Source organism: Citrobacter sp. wls613 (genome assembly GCF_005281195.1).
GTDB classification, from domain to species: Bacteria; Pseudomonadota; Gammaproteobacteria; order Enterobacterales; family Enterobacteriaceae; genus Citrobacter; species Citrobacter gillenii.
This window is the reverse complement of record NZ_SZXN01000063.1, coordinates 41762-53588: the sequence shown is the minus strand read 5'-3', so window position 1 is coordinate 53588 and position 11827 is coordinate 41762. Positions and strand designations below refer to the sequence as shown.

Here is an 11827-nt window from a genome sequence, read left to right as displayed (position 1 = left end):
CCCGCCGCCAATGGCGGTCGCGGTGGCAATAATAATAACGCCAAATGTATCCATGCGACGACGGCCTGCCGCCAGTGCACCCGTCATGGCTTCAGCAGTGATGCCAATTAAGTATAAAACGTGTAACAGCATGTATTCCCCCTGATTTCCTGGGGGCTAAGGTTAGCGATTTGTGCTCGTTGTCACGATTGAGATTTTCTAAGGCGAAGTGGTTTTAATAACTACAGCTAATGCGAATTTACTAAGCATGCCAGATGGTATGCACTTTAAGCTATAAAAACTGAGTATAGATGATGAGAAAATATAATCCGAAGCGGCGATAAAATAAGCGGATAGTTGAAAAGCAGGCGTAGCGCCGCCATTTTATCGACGGGCTACGTGAGGAGATGACCTATTCGATGTTCTGAATCTGCTCGCGCATTTGCTCGATCAATACCTTCAGCTCAATGGCTGAGTTAGTCACTTCGGCATTGATGGATTTAGAGGCGAGGGTGTTCGATTCACGGTTGAATTCCTGCATCATAAAGTCCAGGCGACGGCCGACCGCCTCTTTTTTCTTCAGGATGTTGTAGGTTTCTTTAACGTGGGCTTCCAGACGATCTAATTCTTCCGCCACATCGATACGCTGCGCCATCAGCACCAGCTCTTGTTCAAGACGGTTATTTTCCAGTTGAACCTGTGCGTCTTCGAGTTTGGCAACCAGACGTTCACGCTGCCACTGCAGGATTTCCGGCATATGCGCGCGGACTTTCGCCACTTCGGTGCTGACGCCTTCCAGACGTTGTTCGATTAACGCTTTTAGCGCCTGGCCTTCAGTTTCACGTGCGACAATAAAGTCGTCCAGCGTGCCATCGAGCGCGGCAAGGATCTCTGCGGCAATAGCGTCCAGGTCTTGTTCCTGGGCCGCCATGACACCCGGCCAGCGCAGGATATCAACCGGATTAATTTCGCCTTCATCGCTCTGCATCTTGACCCAGTTTGCGGCGGTGACGAGCTGTTTAGCGAGTTTTTCATTCAGGAGCAACTCACCTTGCGCGCTGGCATCAGGCTCAAAACGCAGCGTACATTCGATTTTACCGCGTGTCAGACGCGTGCGGATGCGTTCGCGTACAACAGGCTCAAGACTACGGAACTGTTCCGGCAGGCGAAAATAGGTTTCCAGATAACGCTGGTTTACCGAGCGCATTTCCCAGGTAGCGCTACCCCATTCACCCTTGATTTCACGCCGGGCGTAGGCGGTCATGCTGCGGATCATAGACGTTCCTGTTTTTGAAGATGAGATGGGAGGATTATAGCCATCCATGTCTTGTCAGGATAGGAATAACCGTCGGAACTCCGTATAATGCGCAGCCACATTCGTTTCAAGCCGGAGATTTTATCATGCGTCCAGCAGGTCGTAGTGCCAACCAGGTGCGTCCCGTCACCCTGACCCGTAATTATACAAAACACGCTGAAGGCTCCGTGCTGGTCGAATTTGGTGATACCAAAGTACTGTGCACCGCCTCGATTGATGAAGGCGTGCCGCGCTTTCTGAAGGGCCAGGGGCAAGGCTGGATCACCGCAGAATATGGCATGTTACCGCGTGCGACTCATACCCGTAACGCACGTGAAGCGGCGAAAGGTAAGCAGGGCGGCCGTACCATGGAAATTCAGCGTCTGATCGCGCGTGCGCTGCGCGCTGCCGTTGACCTGAAAACGCTTGGCGAATTCACTATCACCCTGGACTGCGACGTGATTCAGGCAGACGGCGGTACCCGTACTGCATCCATTACCGGTGCTTGTGTTGCGCTGGCTGATGCGCTGAACAAACTGGTTGCCAGCGGTAAGCTGAAAACCAACCCAATGAAAGGGATGGTTGCTGCGGTGTCCGTGGGTATTGTGAATGGCGAAGCGCTCTGCGATTTAGAGTACGTTGAAGACTCTGCGGCAGAAACCGACATGAACGTGGTGATGACCGAAGACGGTCGCATTATTGAAGTGCAGGGCACGGCGGAAGGCGAACCGTTCAGTCATGAAGAACTTCTCACCCTACTGGCACTGGCCCGAGGGGGAATTGAATCCATCATAACGACGCAGAAGGCGGCGTTAGAAAATTAATTTTAAAGGCGACTGATGAGTCGCCTTTTTTTTGTCTGTTATAAAGTGAGATGAGGAGCGAATCCATGAAACCGTATCAGCGCCAGTTTATTGAGTTTGCGCTTAGCAAGCAGGTACTAAAGTTCGGCGAGTTTACGCTGAAATCCGGGCGTAAGAGCCCCTATTTCTTCAACGCTGGACTGTTTAATACCGGGCGTGACCTGGCAATGTTAGGCCGTTTTTATGCCGAAGCGCTGGTGGATTCCGGTATTGATTTCGATTTGCTGTTTGGCCCGGCGTACAAAGGTATTCCTATTGCCACAACGACCGCCGTTGCGCTGGCAGAACACCACGATAAAGATTTGCCGTACTGCTTTAACCGTAAAGAGGCGAAAACCCACGGCGAAGGCGGTAACCTGGTCGGCAGCGCATTGCAGGGCCGTGTGATGCTGGTGGATGATGTGATCACCGCCGGTACGGCGATTCGTGAGTCGATGGAGATAATCCAGGCGAATGGTGCGATGTTAGCTGGGGTTCTGATTTCTCTCGATCGTCAGGAACGGGGTCGTGGTGAGATTTCCGCTATCCAGGAGGTGGAGCGTGATTATGGGTGCAAGGTCATTTCAATCATTACCCTGAAAGACCTGATTGCGTATCTGGAAGAGAAGCCGGAGATGGCGGAACATCTGGCCGCAGTGCGGGCGTATCGCGAAACGTACGGCGTATAATCAGAACTGCCGGATGGCGCTACGCTTATCCGGCCTACGCACTTTCTGTAGACCCGGTAAGCGTAGTAGCGCCACCGGGCAATCAGCGATTACTGCAATTGTGCGACTATCAGCGGCCAGCGGATGTCAAAATCGTCCGTTGGACGGTATTTAAATTCGCTGCGCACAAAACGAGACAGCATACCTTCACAGAAAGCCAGTAACTGGCTGGCCAGCAGCGTTTCATCCATGGCGTAACCTTCACCTTCACGCATCCGTTTTTCTCGCAGAACCTGGCGCAGCTGGGCCTCGATGCGTTCAAACAACTGATTAATGCGGCCCTGCAGACGATCTTGCTCAAACATCAGTGCGTGACCGGTCAGAATACGCGTCAGGCCGGGGTTACGTTCACCGAACCCTAAAATCAGCAACACGATCAGACGCAGGCGTGCGCCGGTGTCTTTTTCATCTTTCAAAATCAGGTTGATACGGGTAATCAGACTATCTTCGATAAACTCAATCAGGCTATCGAACATGCGGGTCTTGCTGGGAAAATGGCGATACAATGCCGCTTCGGAAACGCCAACAGAGGCTGCCAGTTTTGCTGTCGTAATGCGTTGGCTTCCATCGCTGGATTCCAGCATCAGCGCCAGAGACTGAAGTATTTCTTCGCGACGATTCCTTTTCGCAGTTTGCTTTTCTACCATGTTACAAAATACCCCTGAAAATAAGCACTTGCCAGGCAGGCATCCACACAGCGACCGCAAACAACTGTTTGCGGTATGTTATTGCGTTATTACGCTGTGGGATACTTCTCTACGGGTTACTTGCGCCCGGAATGGCCGAAGCCGCCTTCGCCACGATCGGTGGCTTCAAATTCTTCCACCAGATTAAATTCAGCCTGCACGACCGGCACAAAGACCATCTGTGCAATACGCTCACCCGGCTCGATAGTGAAGCTGTCCTGGCCACGGTTCCAGACAGATACCATCAGTTGGCCCTGATAATCGGAGTCAATCAAGCCGACCAGGTTGCCGAGGACGATACCGTGCTTATGGCCCAATCCGGAGCGTGGAAGCATTACCGCCGCCAGCGAAGGGTCGGCGATATGAATGGCTAACCCGGTTGGCACCAGCGTCGTCGCGCCCGGAGCCAGTTCTACGGCGTCATCAAGACATGCGCGCAGGTCAAGTCCGGCAGAGCCAGAGGTGGCGTACGTCGGGAGCGGAAATTGTTGCCCTACGCGTGGGTCCAGAATCTTAACGTCGATTTTTTTCATCATAACGGGTCACGATCTCGTCGAGTAATAATTGGCCCAGGAGTTCTTTACGCTCAAGCGGTAAGACTTTATCTCCATCCTGCCAGAAAAGGTGTAATGCGTTGCTGTCGCTGTTAAATCCTTGAGTAGATAGTGAAACATCGTTTGCACAAATCACATCAAGGTTTTTGCGGATACGTTTTTGCCGGGCATATTCTTCCACATTATTTGTTTCGGCGGCAAACCCAACGACAAAAGGACGATTAGCATTGAGTGCGGCAACCCCGGCGATAATATCCGGGTTTTTGACCATTTTTACTGTGAATTCATCACCCTGCGTCGCCTGCTTTTTGATTTTTTCATGGGCTACGGTTTCTGCGCGATAATCAGCGACGGCGGCACAGCCGATAAAAATATGCTGTTGCTGTACGACTGATTGCACGGCAGCTTCCATTTCGAGCGCCGTAACGACATCAATACGCTGCACCAAAGGCGGCGTGGCTAATGACACGGGACCTGACACCAGCGTGACATTAGCGCCGCGCTTTGCTGCCGCAGCGGCGATGGCGAAACCCATCTTTCCGGAACTGTGGTTAGAAATGTAGCGCACCGGATCAAGCGGCTCGCGTGTTGGGCCAGCCGTAATCATGATGTTGAGATGTTGCAGGGAATTGACAGGTGAAAAATGTTCCGCCGCCATATCCACAATGGTTAACGGATCCAGCATACGGCCAGGGCCAACATCGCCACAGGCCTGGTTGCCGCTGTCGGGTCCCCAAATGAGCAAGCCACGTGACGCGAGAACGCCGAGATTGTGCTGTGTTGCGGCGGCGCGGTACATCTGCTGGTTCATGGCCGGTAAGACGGCAACAGGCGCAGGCGTTGCCAGGCAGATCGTTGACACCAGATCGTTGGCCATGCCAGCGGCAACGCGCGCAATCAAATCTGCCGTGGCGGGGGCCAGGATAACTAAATCGGCCCATTTCCCCAGTTCAATATGACCCATCGCAGCTTCTGCTGCGGGGTCAAGCAAGCTGTCGGAAACGGGGTAGCCCGAAACCGCCTGTAAGCTCAGGGGCGTAATAAACGCTTTTGCCGCCTCGGTCATTGCCACGCGGACGTCTGCGCCACGTTCCCGTAAACGGCGTACCAGCTCGGGGGTTTTGTATGCAGCAATACCGCCACTGACACCAATTACGATTTTTTTACCGGCCAGGCTCATCATGATCTTTCCTGTTGGATTTCACCAGAAGGCGGATATTTTATCACAATCCTCAATGCGACGTGCTTTTGCCGGGAAGCACTTTGCGAGGCGTCACGAAGAAGTGAAAACAGGACGTCGCTTCATGGCGGGTGTTATGTAACCATTCGCGGGCTAAGGGAGGAGATGCATGGAAGAGATGGAATGTTCGATGCCCCGGGAAAAAATGATGGCGCTGGGGGTAGATTCACTGACGGATGTTGAGCTATTGGCACTTTTTTTACGTACCGGTTCGCGAGGGAAAGATGTCCTGACGCTGGCAAAAGAGATACTGCAAAATTTTGGTTCTCTGTATGGTCTGTTATCGGCCGATTACATGGATTTCAGCCAGGTTCAGGGTATTGGCGTGGCGAAGTATGCCCAGCTAAAAGGTATTGCCGAATTGGCAAAGCGTTACTACAACGTGCGCGTGATGGAAGAACGTTCGCTACTGAGTCCCGAAATGGCGCGTGAGTTTCTGCAAAGCCAGTTCTCGCAAGAGGAACGAGAGATCTTTCTGGTGATCTTTCTTGATGCTCAGCATCGTGTGATTAAACACAGCACACTTTTTTCTGGCACGCTCAGCCATGTCGAGGTACATCCGCGAGAAATTGTCCGTGAGGCGATAAAAATGAATGCGTCGGCGCTGATCCTTGCGCATAATCACCCTTCGGGGTGTGCAGAGCCGAGTAAAGCAGATAAACTTATCACCGAGCGTGTTGTGAAATGCTGTCAGTTCATGGATGTCCGGGTGCTTGATCATCTAGTAATTGGGCGCGGAGAGTACGTTTCTTTTGCGGAACGCGGTTGGATTTAACGCACTTTACGCGATCCATCGGGATCTTTGTCTGTTCGGGACTTGAGCACATCGCTGACTCAGCGTATACTACGCCACCTTTGAGAATCTCGGGTTTGGCATTTGGGCCTGGCAATCGAGAGTTCGCAAATATACGAAATCATTCATTCGGTATCCAACGTTGATGCAGTATGAAAGATTGAGTGTATTGAACTGCGATAACCGGGCTGAGAAGCCTGACGAGGCGCCAATACCCCATACGAAGCTCGAGCTAATTTGATTTTTGGAGAATAGACATGTCCCGAGTCTGCCAAGTTACTGGCAAGCGTCCGGTGACCGGTAACAACCGTTCCCACGCACTGAACGCGACTAAACGCCGTTTCCTGCCTAACCTGCACTCTCACCGTTTTTGGGTTGAGAGCGAGAAGCGTTTTGTCACCCTGCGTGTATCTGCTAAAGGTATGCGTGTTATTGATAAGAAAGGCATCGAAACAGTTCTGTCTGAACTGCGTGCCCGTGGCGAAAAGTACTAAGTACTAAGAGGAAATAAATCATGGCTAAAGGTATTCGTGAGAAAATCAAGCTGGTTTCTTCTGCTGGTACTGGTCACTTCTACACCACCACGAAGAACAAGCGTACTAAGCCGGAAAAACTGGAACTGAAAAAATTCGATCCAGTTGTCCGTCAGCACGTTTTATACAAAGAAGCGAAAATCAAATAATTTTCACTTTGATGTAAAGAAAAACCCTGCCTCGGCGGGGTTTTTTGTTTTCTGGCCGTCCCCATATTAATGAGACCTGATACACCGCCGGAGATGCTATGCCTGAATTACCTGAAGTCGAAACCAGTCGCCGTGGTATTGAGCCGCATCTCGTTGGGGCAACGATTCTGCACGCCATTGTGCGTAATGGGCGTCTGCGTTGGCCGGTATCAGAAGAAATCTATCGTCTTAGTGATAAGCCTGTGCTTAGCGTACAACGTCGTGCGAAGTATCTGCTTTTAGAGCTAGCGGATGGCTGGATTATCATTCATCTGGGCATGTCAGGCAGTTTACGTATTCTTCCTGAAGAACGCCCGGCAGAAAAACACGACCATGTGGATTTGGTGATGAGCAATGGCAAAGTCCTACGCTATACCGATCCCCGGCGGTTTGGGGCGTGGCTATGGACCAAAGAACTGGCGGGACACAATGTTCTCGCGCATCTTGGCCCGGAGCCGCTGAGCGATGATTTCAACGCCAGTTATCTCCAGCAGAAATGCGCGAAGAAGAAAACGGCGATTAAACCCTGGCTGATGGACAACAAGTTAGTGGTGGGGGTTGGCAACATCTATGCCAGCGAGTCGCTGTTTGCGGCTGGTATCCATCCTGACCGCCTGGCATCGTCGCTGTCGGTATCTGAGTGTGAGCTGTTGGTGCGCGTTATCAAGGCGGTTTTGCTTCGCTCTATCGAGCAAGGGGGAACGACGCTGAAGGATTTTCTGCAAAGTGACGGCAAGCCGGGCTATTTTGCCCAGGAGTTGCAAGTCTATGGGCGAGAAGGTGAGCCTTGCCGTGCATGCGGCGCGCCGATCGTTGCGACAAAACATGCACAGCGAACGACATTCTACTGCCGTCGCTGCCAGAAATAGCGTAGATAACGCCTTTACTTCAGCTTGACCATTAACGCCTGGTGCACGTTCGCCGGTAAAAAGTGGGTCACGTCCCCCTGATGGCGGGCGACTTCTTTAACCAGCGATGATGAGATAAATGACCATTCTTTGGAAGGCATCAAAAAGACGCTTTCCAGCTGCGGCATCAGGTGGCGATTCATGTGCGCCAACTGCATTTCATACTCAAAATCTGCCACGGCACGCAGCCCACGAATCAGAACATTTGCCTGTTTATCGCGGGCGAAGTTTGCCATTAAGTCGCTAAACCCCAGTACTTCGACATTGTCGAGATGCGCCGTTGCCTGCTGTGCCAGCTCAACACGCTCTTCCAGAGTAAACATCGGTTTTTTACTGGGACTTGCGGCAATCGCCAGAATCACGTGATCGAACATGCTTGTTGCACGCGTCACGATATCGATATGGCCGTTAGTAATGGGATCGAAGGTTCCTGGATAAATTGCCCGTTTTTGCATGACAACCCTCAGTGCGTTTTGGGTGGCAGGTAAGGTTCCAGCAGCTGCAGCAGACGCTGTAGCGCGCCCTGGTTTTGATACAGAACTTCAACTGCATGACGACCATAGAAATTACGATAATCTGCATCGGTCAGCAACGACGAGATCTCTTTCACCAACGTGGTGGTATCGGTGACGGTGATCAATCCACTTGCCTGCTCAAGTCGGGCGCAAATATCTTTAAAATTAAAGGTATGTGGTCCCATCAGTACGGGAATCGCATGCGCTGCAGCTTCTAATGGGTTATGACCCCCACGTTCAACCAGTGAGCCGCCGACGAATGCCAGGTCGGCAATGCCGTACAGCAGCATCAGTTCGCCCATCGTATCGCCAATAACCACCTGAGTACCTGAAGACGGGACTTCTCCCGAGGACCGTGTGGTATAGCTTAGCCCAGCCTGGCGTACGAGGTTAATGGCATCCGGAAAACGTTCCGGATGACGTGGAACCAGAATCAGTAACAGATTCGGGAACTGATTTAATAATGCCTGATGCGCGGCGACGATAATGCTTTCTTCACCATCGTGTGTGCTGGTAGCAATCCATACCGGGCGATGTGGTGCCCACTGGCGACGTAACGTGATCGCTTTAGCGGCCAACTGCGGGGTGACGGAAATATCAAATTTTAGACTGCCGGTGACGGTCACCTGATTGCTCTTTGCGCCAAGCGTAATAAAGCGTGCACCATCTTCTTCATTTTGTGCGGCAATCAACGTAATACGACGTAGTAATCTGCCAACAAATTTACCCAGTTTCGCGTAGCCTGCGGCCGAGCGGGCGGAAAGTCGGGCGTTAGCAATGACCAGAGGAATATGACGTTTGTGGAGTGCCGCGATCAGATTTGGCCACAACTCGGTTTCCATGATTAACACCAGTTTGGGGTCAACTTTGTTCAGGAAACGGTTGAGTGCATCGGGTAAATCGTAAGGTAAATAGACGTGTTGAACGTCAGTACCAAATGCAGACTGGACGCGCTCTGAGCCGGTTGGTGTCATGGTGGTAACCGTGATCGGCAGGTCCGGATAACGATGTCGCAGGGCGCGGACTAATGGGATCGCCGCCAGTGTTTCGCCCACGGACACAGAATGCAGCATGATGCCGCCTGGCTTTAGCGGACGACGGTAAAATCCGTAGCGTTCACCCCAGCGTTTACGGTAGGCCGGAGCCTTACGACCGCGCACCCAAAGCCGTATCCAGATCAAGGGCTGAATAAGGTAGAAAAGGGCGGTGTAAAGCAATTCGAGCATAATAGTGGCTAACCTAGGGATGTGCTGGGGATTCTATGTATTTAACTGTGGCTTTACCATCATTTTTATCCAGGTTGTACCAAAACGCTTGTGTTGACAAGGCATTGTTATGCCTGGCGGTCGTTTCAAAAAACACCTGCTTCCAATATTAGGGCTTAACTTCTCGTGCGATACGACTTTTACGATGAAATTGAATTTATGTTATGTATATGTTTTTTATATTAAATTTAATTTTTTGTTCAAAAAACATTCAGTTCGGATTGAGTGATAATCAATGATATACTATTGCGCAATTTCTGGTAGTTTGCGGCCGAAGCATGTGGAGTAATCTTTGGGTAGCGCAAGTAAGGATTACAGTCCCCTTATGTATCTGGCTTGGTATGCCTGGCGACACGATGCGGATATTAATGCATGATCATTGCTTTTTGTTTGTACAAGTATTTTCCTTATGGTGGATTGCAGCGTGATTTTCTGCGGGTTGCGCAGACGGTTGCTGCACGGGGACATCATGTTCAGGTCTTTACCCAACAATGGCAGGGGGAGCGCCCTGAAGGCTTGGAAATTATACTCGTTCCAGTTACATCCAGAACAAATCATGGGAAAAATGAGCAATATCATCAATGGGTTCAAAAGTATTTTAGCCAACATCCTGTTGATCGTGTTGTTGGTTTTAATAAAATGCCTGGGCTGGATGTGTATTATGCAGCCGATGTCTGTTATGCCGAAAAAGTTGCCCGTGAAAAAGGTTTTTTTTACAAGCTGACGCGGCGTTATCGCCATTATGCCTCGTTTGAAAAGGCGGTATTTCAGCAAGGTTCTCATACCACATTACTGATGTTAACCAACAAACAAATTGGCGATTTTAAACGTCATTATCATACCGAGAATCCACGTTTTCGTATTTTACCACCGGGTATTTACCCTGACCGAAAGTACAGCCAGCAGCCTGAAAACAGTAGACAGATTGTCAGGGAAAAAAATGATATTGGTCTCGATCAGTTCTTCCTTCTGCAGGTAGGTTCAGATTTCAAGCGTAAAGGTGTGCTGCGTACATTGCAGGCTCTGGTGTCTTTGCCTGAACCTCTACGCCAGCGTACGCGGTTGATGGTCGTCGGTCAGGATAAAGCAGATCGTTACCGTGCTCAGGCTCGCCAATTGGGTATTGAAAAACAAGTACAGTTTTTCTCGGGGCGGGATGATATCTCCGAATTGATGTCTGCTGCGGATTTGTTACTGCATCCTGCTGTTCAGGAAGCTGCTGGGATTGTCTTATTAGAGGCAGTCGTTGCAGGGTTGCCGGTGTTAACCACGGAGGTGTGCGGGTATGCTGACTATATCAATGCTGCCCAATGTGGCGTGGTTATTCCTGAACCGTTTGAGCAGAACAACTTGAATACAGCACTTTTCGATGCGTTGCAAAACAATGAGCAAAGAAGTCGCTGGGCTGGCAATGCACGGCATTTTGCTGATACAGAAGATCTCTATAGTCTGGCTGACAGGGCTGCAGACATCATTTTAGGCATTGAGAATGATTGAATTAAAAGAACCCTTTGCCACGCAGTGGCAGGGAAAAGATCCGTTTACTGAAGTCGCTAAACTGGATGGTGAGGTTTTTCGTGCGTTGGAAACGCGACGTACTCTACGTTTTGAGATGATGGGGAAAGGATATTTTCTTAAATATCATCATGGAACCACGCTCAAAGAAGTGGTGAAAAACCTGATTTCGTTACGTATGCCAGTGCTGGGGGCCGATCGAGAGTGGTTAGCTATTCATCGTTTGCAAGCGTTGAATGTTGATACCATGACCGGGGTGGCGTTTGGACAGAAAGGACTGAATCCATTAGAGCGTACGTCATTTATTATCACTGAAGATCTCTCTCCTGCTATCAGCCTCGAAGATTTTTGCGCTAGTTGGAGTGTTGAACGCCCTAATTTTGTATTAAAACGGACCATTATCACCCGCGTGGCAGAAATGGTGGGTAAAATGCATCGTGGTGGGGTGAACCATCGTGACTGTTATATCTGTCACTTTTTGCTTCAACAACCTATGCCCTCAAAAATTGAGGATATTAAACTCTCGGTGATCGATCTGCATCGTGCGCAAATACGCCAACATGTACCTCGCCGTTGGCGCGATAAAGATTTGATTGGGCTCTATTTCTCATCACTTGAAATCGGGCTGACATCAAGAGATATCTATCGATTTTTACGTGTCTATTTTTCGATGCCATTACGTGAAATCTTTCGTCAGGAAGTCAGGTTCTTTGAACAGGCTGTCACAAAAGCGCAAAAAATAAGACAAAGAACAATAAGAAAAGCGCTATAAATTACACATGAAGTT

15 protein-coding genes are annotated in these 11827 nt (G+C 50.3%); 8 read left to right on the top strand and 7 right to left on the bottom strand.

Features of this window, described 5'->3' with window-relative positions; genetic code table 11:
- Positions 1-132, bottom strand: a 132-nt coding sequence (locus FDX01_RS23835; RefSeq protein WP_001731242.1) for a TRIC cation channel family protein, incomplete at its 3' end; no start/stop codon positions are given.
- A gap of 259 nt (positions 133-391) precedes the next feature.
- Entirely contained in the window at positions 392-1255 is an 864-nt protein-coding gene (locus FDX01_RS13805; RefSeq protein WP_096759071.1) for a YicC/YloC family endoribonuclease, read from the bottom strand.
- Positions 1256-1380: 125 nt separating this feature from the next.
- Here FDX01_RS13805 and rph point away from each other — a divergent pair, with 125 nt between their 5' ends.
- Positions 1381-2097 carry a ribonuclease PH gene (gene rph / locus FDX01_RS13800; protein WP_115257161.1) on the top strand — a complete coding sequence of 239 codons (717 nt, stop codon included), beginning with the start codon at positions 1381-1383 and terminating at the stop codon, positions 2095-2097.
- Positions 2098-2162: 65 nt separating this feature from the next.
- The gene (gene pyrE, locus FDX01_RS13795) at positions 2163-2804 is read left to right on the top strand and encodes an orotate phosphoribosyltransferase (RefSeq protein WP_137399942.1); all 642 of its coding nucleotides are present in this window, start codon (positions 2163-2165) and stop codon (positions 2802-2804) included.
- A gap of 89 nt (positions 2805-2893) precedes the next feature.
- Here pyrE and slmA read toward each other — a convergent pair whose 3' ends face one another.
- From slmA to coaBC, 3 genes are all read right to left on the bottom strand, one after another.
- Positions 2894-3490, bottom strand: coding sequence for a nucleoid occlusion factor SlmA (slmA, locus tag FDX01_RS13790; protein ID WP_096759074.1), 597 nt, complete (start codon positions 3488-3490; stop codon positions 2894-2896).
- Between the two features lie 116 nt (positions 3491-3606).
- Complete coding sequence (gene dut / locus FDX01_RS13785; protein WP_003827259.1) at positions 3607-4065, bottom strand: dUTP diphosphatase; 459 nt, start codon at positions 4063-4065, stop codon at positions 3607-3609.
- Complete coding sequence (gene coaBC / locus FDX01_RS13780) at positions 4043-5263, bottom strand: bifunctional phosphopantothenoylcysteine decarboxylase/phosphopantothenate--cysteine ligase CoaBC (RefSeq protein WP_137399949.1); 1221 nt, start codon at positions 5261-5263, stop codon at positions 4043-4045. The genes dut and coaBC overlap by 23 nt, the downstream gene beginning before the upstream one ends.
- A gap of 169 nt (positions 5264-5432) precedes the next feature.
- On the opposite strand from coaBC, the gene radC reads away from it, so the two are divergent.
- The 4 genes from radC to mutM all read left to right on the top strand — a co-directional run bounded on the left by radC (position 5433) and on the right by mutM (position 7706).
- Positions 5433-6098, top strand: a complete 666-nt coding sequence (gene radC / locus FDX01_RS13775; RefSeq protein WP_096759076.1) for a DNA repair protein RadC — start codon at positions 5433-5435, stop codon at positions 6096-6098.
- Positions 6099-6373: 275 nt separating this feature from the next.
- On the top strand, positions 6374-6610 hold the full coding sequence (rpmB, locus tag FDX01_RS13770; RefSeq protein WP_003024071.1) for a 50S ribosomal protein L28: 237 nt from the start codon (positions 6374-6376) through the stop codon (positions 6608-6610).
- 20 nt (positions 6611-6630) lie between these two features.
- Complete coding sequence (gene rpmG, locus FDX01_RS13765) at positions 6631-6798, top strand: 50S ribosomal protein L33 (protein ID WP_003024094.1); 168 nt, start codon at positions 6631-6633, stop codon at positions 6796-6798.
- Between the two features lie 98 nt (positions 6799-6896).
- Complete coding sequence (mutM, locus tag FDX01_RS13760) at positions 6897-7706, top strand: bifunctional DNA-formamidopyrimidine glycosylase/DNA-(apurinic or apyrimidinic site) lyase (protein WP_115257164.1); 810 nt, start codon at positions 6897-6899, stop codon at positions 7704-7706.
- Positions 7707-7720: 14 nt separating this feature from the next.
- On the opposite strand, the gene coaD is transcribed toward mutM, so the two are convergent.
- Both coaD and waaA read right to left on the bottom strand, forming a co-directional pair.
- Entirely contained in the window at positions 7721-8200 is a 480-nt protein-coding gene (gene coaD / locus FDX01_RS13755; RefSeq protein WP_115257165.1) for a pantetheine-phosphate adenylyltransferase, read from the bottom strand.
- Between the two features lie 8 nt (positions 8201-8208).
- On the bottom strand, positions 8209-9486 hold the full coding sequence (gene waaA, locus FDX01_RS13750) for a lipid IV(A) 3-deoxy-D-manno-octulosonic acid transferase (RefSeq protein WP_115257166.1): 1278 nt from the start codon (positions 9484-9486) through the stop codon (positions 8209-8211).
- Positions 9487-9897: 411 nt separating this feature from the next.
- Between waaA and FDX01_RS13745 the strand changes: the two genes are divergently transcribed.
- Both FDX01_RS13745 and rfaP read left to right on the top strand, forming a co-directional pair.
- The gene (locus tag FDX01_RS13745; RefSeq protein WP_137399941.1) at positions 9898-11022 is read left to right on the top strand and encodes a glycosyltransferase family 4 protein; all 1125 of its coding nucleotides are present in this window, start codon (positions 9898-9900) and stop codon (positions 11020-11022) included.
- Positions 11015-11812, top strand: coding sequence for a lipopolysaccharide core heptose(I) kinase RfaP (rfaP, locus tag FDX01_RS13740; RefSeq protein ID WP_137399940.1), 798 nt, complete (start codon positions 11015-11017; stop codon positions 11810-11812). The genes FDX01_RS13745 and rfaP overlap by 8 nt, the downstream gene beginning before the upstream one ends.
- The last annotated feature ends 15 nt before the right edge of the window (positions 11813-11827 follow it).

Excerpts from the sequence above, each read along its gene's own strand:
- FDX01_RS13805 (WP_096759071.1), bottom strand. The coding sequence starts at position 1,255 with ATGATCCGCAGCATGACCGCCTACGCCCGGCGTGAAATCAAGGGTGAA.
- rph (WP_115257161.1), top strand. The coding sequence starts at position 1,381 with ATGCGTCCAGCAGGTCGTAGTGCCAACCAGGTGCGTCCCGTCACCCTG.
- pyrE (WP_137399942.1), top strand. The coding sequence starts at position 2,163 with ATGAAACCGTATCAGCGCCAGTTTATTGAGTTTGCGCTTAGCAAGCAG.
- slmA (WP_096759074.1), bottom strand. The coding sequence starts at position 3,490 with ATGGTAGAAAAGCAAACTGCGAAAAGGAATCGTCGCGAAGAAATACTT.
- dut (WP_003827259.1), bottom strand. The coding sequence starts at position 4,065 with ATGATGAAAAAAATCGACGTTAAGATTCTGGACCCACGCGTAGGGCAA.
- coaBC (WP_137399949.1), bottom strand. The coding sequence starts at position 5,263 with ATGAGCCTGGCCGGTAAAAAAATCGTAATTGGTGTCAGTGGCGGTATT.
- radC (WP_096759076.1), top strand. The coding sequence starts at position 5,433 with ATGGAAGAGATGGAATGTTCGATGCCCCGGGAAAAAATGATGGCGCTG.
- rpmB (WP_003024071.1), top strand. The coding sequence starts at position 6,374 with ATGTCCCGAGTCTGCCAAGTTACTGGCAAGCGTCCGGTGACCGGTAAC.
- rpmG (WP_003024094.1), top strand. The coding sequence starts at position 6,631 with ATGGCTAAAGGTATTCGTGAGAAAATCAAGCTGGTTTCTTCTGCTGGT.
- mutM (WP_115257164.1), top strand. The coding sequence starts at position 6,897 with ATGCCTGAATTACCTGAAGTCGAAACCAGTCGCCGTGGTATTGAGCCG.
- coaD (WP_115257165.1), bottom strand. The coding sequence starts at position 8,200 with ATGCAAAAACGGGCAATTTATCCAGGAACCTTCGATCCCATTACTAAC.
- waaA (WP_115257166.1), bottom strand. The coding sequence starts at position 9,486 with ATGCTCGAATTGCTTTACACCGCCCTTTTCTACCTTATTCAGCCCTTG.
- FDX01_RS13745 (WP_137399941.1), top strand. The coding sequence starts at position 9,898 with ATGATCATTGCTTTTTGTTTGTACAAGTATTTTCCTTATGGTGGATTG.
- rfaP (WP_137399940.1), top strand. The coding sequence starts at position 11,015 with ATGATTGAATTAAAAGAACCCTTTGCCACGCAGTGGCAGGGAAAAGAT.